Genomic DNA, 6,000 nt, shown 5'->3' on the forward strand with positions numbered 1-6,000 from the left:
AGAGAGCGAAGGCACCATCAGCGGGGTGGCCGGGGGGGGAGCTCCGCATCCATTTCAAGTTTTCTCTTTGAAAGCGTCATGGCGAACAAAGCATTGACGCAATGTGGCACTACCACTTGCACGGACAAGGTCGTGGCGCAGCGAGCCGCCTTTCTGATGAAGTCGCTTTATTTTTGGCTGGATATCATCAAGGAAAGTCCCGAAGGTGAGGCCTTAGCCCACATCAGGACGCTGAAGGCCCGACTAAATACTTTTGATAGCTCACGATTAGGCAGCACCGACCTGGTGGTAGTCAAGAACGCCCTCATGGCACTGCAAACCCTGCTAGAATCAGATTCTGTGCGCGCGATCGTTAATCAGGATTTCCTCAAGTTTATCTTTGATAGAGACTTGTTGTCAGATCCTCGGCGCGCGCCCATCTTACTGTTCCGCGCAAAAGAGGCAAAAAAAGCTGTAGAACAATTTGGGGCCTTTGACGCTTCGTCTCCGCAAATATTTTTTCGTCCAGGGATCATAGATTTTCAAGCGATCGGCCGTCTGATTGGCAATCTTGGGGATTTCTATGCCGGCTACGCCCCTGGTATGGCAGAATCCTGGCAAAATCTCTTTGCAAGTTGTAGCGAGGCGGCAGTTGGGCGACTTCCTTGGCAGCTCGAGGGCACCGAGTGCGTCGAACGATTTCGTGCCACAGTGACCGCATTTCGCTCTGGATCCAAGTCAGTGACCAGCCACCGGATCGATGAACCCGTGGGACGCCATCTCCAAGTTGCAGTAACCACGGCGACCTTGGTTAAGGGGCAAGACCGCTTCCAGATGTTGGAGCAAACGTATCGCGATGGCGGTGAGGTGGCGCTTAATTTTACGGCGGATGACTTCTCATTTGGCTATGCTGCACCACGCCCTTGGTTCGACCGGGCAATGGCCGGCCTTAGGTCCTTACCAGATTTGCGGAGCAAAAAAGCGCTGTACCTAGGGGAACTACCTTGGTCTGAGATGCTCGCTGTTTCGCCCGCTGAGCCGGGGCTTGCTAGCGCGCAGAAATTTCCGACTTTAGCTCAGTATATTTCGTTCGGTGGCTGGAGCGATCTTGCGCCCGTGAATGTGTTGGCTGAGAGCGGGTGCGAACAAACCATTTACCTCACCCGTCGTGGTCCAGACTCTAAGTTTGCCCGCGGCATCGCTAGTCAGCTTGGATTTGCCGCCGATTTGGAGGCGCTTTTCTCGACTGATGCGCCAAACTCCAGTCTGCACCTTGCCATTAACCGTGCTGATAAAATCTTATGTACTGATTGGGACAGCTTTGACGGCTTTAGCCTCACCGGAATTAAACAGCTATTCACGGATGCCTACCGGACCGCATCTCTTTTGTCCCGCAGTGATCGAGGGAATGCACCCACTGGGTGTCACTAGTGTAGTCATCGCAAGCGTCTCAGCGAGCACGTCAAAAATAAACTGGTATATGTTTGCCATAATCATTCAAATCTATACCAGCATCACCCTTACGCACTAACCAATTTGGCGCGTTTCTGGTCTATTTGACGTTATTTTGGCCAGCTAACGCGTGGAACAACACTTGCAATCCCATTTATCTAGAAGTGCTTAAAGCTCTAGATACGGGGGATCTTATGAACGCGCCTACCATCTTCAGTCTCGTTACCACCACATTAACGCTCCTTGTAGCGAGTTTTAGCCAGGTCACCTGGGCTCAAGGGTTTGCGCCAGAGTACGTGCGAATCCGTGACATCACCTACGCCGGTAGCGGTTGCCCGGCAGGATCTGTGGGATCCGATGTGGCGAGCGACTTGCGTGCATTTACGCTGCTGTTCGATCAATATCAGGCAAACGTAGGTCCAGGGATTCCGCTCAATCAAAAGCGCAAAAATTGCCAGATCAACCTCAATCTCGAGATCCCTAATGGCTGGTCGTACACGCTGTTTACTGTCGACACGCGCGGCTATGTATCACTAGAGCCGGGAGTGAGAGCTCTGCAGCAATCTCTCTACTACTTCCAAGGGCAGATGCGCTCCGGGCGGCTACAGACTGTGGTCTACGGCCCCGCTGATCGCAACTACGCCGCCCGAGATCAGATTCCTATGGAAAACCAAGTATGGTCCCCTTGCGGCGCCGCGCGATCCCTCAACATCAATACCGAAGTGCGGGTCGATAACAGTGCAGCACCGTACCGCCAAGGCATGATCACCGTGGACTCGATCGACGGCCAGTTTAAGCAAATCTACGGACTACAGTGGAGACGCTGCAGCTAGCTAGTGACTTGGCAAAAAATCCAACGCTACACAGGACTCACGGACTCTGCCTGCAGGCGGGTCCGTGACTTGCTCGGGTGATGTCATGCGCAAGATTTTATTATTGGTCACGACCATATTCAGCTCTAGTCCGCTCCACGCTCAGGGCGCTGCATCCCCTCCCCCAGCTCAGGTCGGCATCGCATCGATTTCCTACCGTGGCTCCGGATGTCCGCCTGGCAGCGTCGCCACTAGTATCGCCCCTGACGCGCAAGCGATGACGCTGATCTTCGCCCAGTTTGGGGTCGACACCTCAACACGTGCTGGCTGGCCCATGCGCAAGGGCTGCAACATCGAGCTCATGCTCAGGAGTTTACCCGGCTGGCAGTATTCAGTTGTTGGTGTCGACATCCGCGGTTATGCCAATCTTGAGGCCGGAGTGGTTGGTGTCCAAAAGGTGGCGTACTCCTTTGGGCGCCCGAACGTCCGCGCGGTCGATCGCCTACGCATCGTGGGACCGTTTAACGACAACTTCGCCAATCACGCTGATATCGGCCTCGGCGATAACGAGTGGTCACCCTGCGGGCGTCAGTCACCTGGGACACCTGTAAACCGCATGCTACTTCGTGTCGCTATAAACGTAAGACCGCAACGGGGTTTCACCGATGACGACGGCGATAACGATCCCAGCCGCCGTGGAACAGTATTCCCGTCTGGATATATGACGGTCGATGCAGTCGACGGCGGTATCGTACACCGCTATCAGCTGGCGTGGCGTCGATGCCGCTAAATTACAATGTTTTGGCTCACCATACTTTGCGGATTAGCTCATGAAATAACCGTCTTTTTGCAAAAAACACTAAAGTTTTCCCGCAAAATGCCGATAACGCCAGCAATGTTGTGTTGCCGGAATGACTTTAGGGTAGAGGTCGACCGTGATTAGAGAAAAAAATACATATAAACTGTGGGCCGTTTTATTTATCGCTTCCGCGTGTGGGGCACCACCCCAGACCGGTGCTCAGGGTCAGCGTCAAGTAGCAACTGACTGTGATGTAGATGCAAGTGATGAAGATGAGGGCGACGACGACGCGACTTGCGATGCGTCATCTGACGATACGACTAAACCAGCAACCAAAAATGGCGCCGGCAGCACCGCTGCAACGGCGCAAACTCCTGCTCCACCTACCACCGCGCCTGCTGGCCCACCCCCTGGCCCAGCGGTGAACACCGCAGCCACAGGAACGGCCGGAGGCGGACTCGGTGGCCTACTCGGTGGCCTCGGCGGCGGTCTAGGCGGTCTTGGCGGTGGCGGTCTCGGTGGCCTCCTCGGGGGCGGCGGTGGCCTCGGCGGTCTGCTCGGCGGGCTTGGTGGCGGAGGCGGCCTTGGTGGTCTACTCGGCGGCCTCGGTGGTGGCGGCGGTCTAGGCGGCCTTGGTGGTCTACTCGGCGGCGGAGGTGGCCTCGGTGGTTTTCTAGGCGGCCTCGGTGGCGGCGGCGGTCTAGGTGGCATACTTGGCGGCCTCGGTGGTGGCGGTGGTTCATCCCCGCAGCAACCGACTCCAGCTCAGGCACCGGCTCCCGTGGCATCCAGCGGTACTGTGACTTACTCAGCTAACATTGCTCCTTATCTACAACGCGCATGCGTCAGCTGCCATGGATACCTCGGTAATTATGACGGCGCGCGCGCAACTGCTAATGATAGCCTCGCGCGTATGAGGTCGGGCAACATGCCGAAAGGTATCAAAGCCTCGGAAAGTGAAATCAACCAATTTCAAGCTTGGGTAGCGGCGGGTGCTCCCAAGTAAAATCGTAGCGCAAATTGACCAGCACAGACCTTCTGGTAAACTGGATAAGTCATATTCAAGACATTTACTGGAGGTCGCATGCGCCGGTCTATTTTACACTCAGGCCTCGTTGTTACCTCTCTATACAGCACGCTATCTGGCTGCGGCATCGCCGACAAAATAACTGACACGTACAAGAAAAACGACGACAACCAGTCCGCGGTCCAGTCTAAAGATCCAGCCCTTGTCCCCATCGCCGACGACGGTAAACTGATTCAGCTGACTGATCTTGACGCCCCGCCAGACTATAAGCTCAAGTCGCTCACTTGGGATGAGGTCATCGCCTCACTCAATGGTGACAGCAGACTCTACACTAACCAGCCCACCGCTACACCAGCGCCGAGTGACACCCCTGATCCATGCGACACTGCACCTAATGATGCTCGCTGGGTTGCTAATAAAGCATCGGCTAAATTTGCTGAATCGCGCGATACGTCTGAATGCCAAAAAGCACAGCAACCCACCAAGAGCTACACTAAATTTATCTGGAAGACCAAGAACTACCAGTACGATCTTTGCGAAAGCGGTGATCTATCAGGGCGCAATGGCAAGAACCAAGATGCAGCTGATGCGGACTGCCCGGAGATATCGAGTAGGGTGGAGATGTTGATGGAACACAGCTCTGACGGGCTAGATGATGGCGCTAGAGTTGAAATTGATGTCAAGAATATATTCTTTTTCGGTAGTAATTCACTATCTGGATGCAAGACAAGCAGGAGTTTACCAAAAATAACCTACAGTGATGATTGCATGGAAGTATCAAAAACTATGACCGCAATGAAAGTTTCGCTTAGAGGTGAAAACATAGGTGGCGGCAGTGAATATGAAATCAAAAAGACGTCCTTCAAGGGCGTAGCCAGCGACTACTCGTCTGACAAGAACGTGTGGCACCAGTCGGGAGTCATTACGATTCAAAAAAACAACTGGCAGGGCACCGTGACCTATAAAGGCAGCACCACTCCCCCGACCTATTCTTTCAAAAACACCGACACGAACGAAATGAAAACCGGGACCCTGACGGCTACACCATCGTAGTCACGACGTATCGCTAACTAAAAATTACATTGGTTTTATCAGCCAATTTGACCTGACCGGGGTATTCCAATTGGCATCAAAAGGCAGCAAAAACCGGTAACCTGTTTGCTGCCCATCCATCCACACAGACCTGATTTCTTGCACATCAGTACCAATGTGCGTAAATTCACGACTATACCGATATTCAATCTTGTCGTTCACAACGACCGGATATTCGACTTTAATCCGATCGCCGTCAGCGATCACGACTTCTTCTACCTTCGGCATCCCGTTGCCATCAGTGTTTCCGCTACTGCGAAAAAATGAGACCTTCGGCAGCCAACCGATGCCATCATCCACTTTAACTACCTCTTCCAGAACCTCAATATCAACAGACTGATCGTTGACGGTACCTTTGGCCTTACCGCGGAGGGGCTTAATACTCTCAAAATAGACTGGTAACTCGACACAGTCGGCCGTGTCCCAGTTGCAGAGATTGTAACGATACGATGTTGGCTTTCCGTTATCATCAAACCAGCTAAACGCATAATCCGGTAATATAAAGCGATCTATAATCGGAAGATACGGAGCCCGCTCGATGGTCACGGCAATATCGGCGCCGTCTATCTGGACTACCGTATAGGCATTAACCTGTGTGATCACTCCGTTGTCCGTAATTTTGGTACAAATGCCTTGGCGGTAGTCAGGGCTGGGCGTTTGACACTTACCAGGATCCTCGCTCACAAGAACTGGCGGGACGTTATCCTGGGAGGAGTCTTTGAGACGACTACCAAGGTTGGACCAGCCACTGGCAAGCGCCGAATCAGCCTCATCGTATTTGAACCAATCCCTTATGTTAGTTGGATCCTTGATCGATAAGCCGTAAGCAGTCGGCAACC

At 53.4% G+C, this 6,000-nt stretch carries 4 protein-coding genes and 1 pseudogene; 4 read left to right on the forward strand and 1 reads right to left on the reverse strand.

Annotated elements, in window-relative coordinates:
- The first annotated feature begins 78 nt into the window (after positions 1 to 78).
- From FJ146_15300 to FJ146_15310, 3 genes are all read left to right on the forward strand, one after another.
- The gene (locus tag FJ146_15300; protein ID MBM4253335.1) at positions 79 to 1,410 is read left to right on the forward strand and encodes a hypothetical protein; all 1,332 of its coding nucleotides are present in this window, start codon (positions 79 to 81) and stop codon (positions 1,408 to 1,410) included.
- Between the two features lie 215 nt (positions 1,411 to 1,625).
- Positions 1,626 to 2,264, forward strand: a complete 639-nt coding sequence (locus FJ146_15305) for a DUF4360 domain-containing protein (protein MBM4253336.1) — start codon at positions 1,626 to 1,628, stop codon at positions 2,262 to 2,264.
- An 85-nt stretch (positions 2,265 to 2,349) separates the two neighbouring features.
- Positions 2,350 to 3,033, forward strand: a complete 684-nt coding sequence (locus tag FJ146_15310; GenBank protein MBM4253337.1) for a DUF4360 domain-containing protein — start codon at positions 2,350 to 2,352, stop codon at positions 3,031 to 3,033.
- Between the two features lie 447 nt (positions 3,034 to 3,480).
- On the opposite strand, the pseudogene FJ146_15315 reads toward FJ146_15310, so the two are convergent.
- Positions 3,481 to 3,780, reverse strand: a pseudogene (locus FJ146_15315) (3-hydroxyacyl-CoA dehydrogenase).
- A 346-nt stretch (positions 3,781 to 4,126) separates the two neighbouring features.
- Here FJ146_15315 and FJ146_15320 point away from each other — a divergent pair.
- A complete protein-coding gene (locus FJ146_15320) occupies positions 4,127 to 5,122 on the forward strand; it encodes a hypothetical protein (GenBank protein MBM4253338.1) in 996 nt (331 codons plus the stop codon).
- Positions 5,123 to 6,000 lie beyond the last annotated feature (878 nt).

The sequence above is a fragment of the Deltaproteobacteria bacterium genome (genome assembly GCA_016874735.1).
GTDB lineage: Bacteria > Bdellovibrionota_B > Oligoflexia > Oligoflexales > CAIYRB01 > CAIYRB01.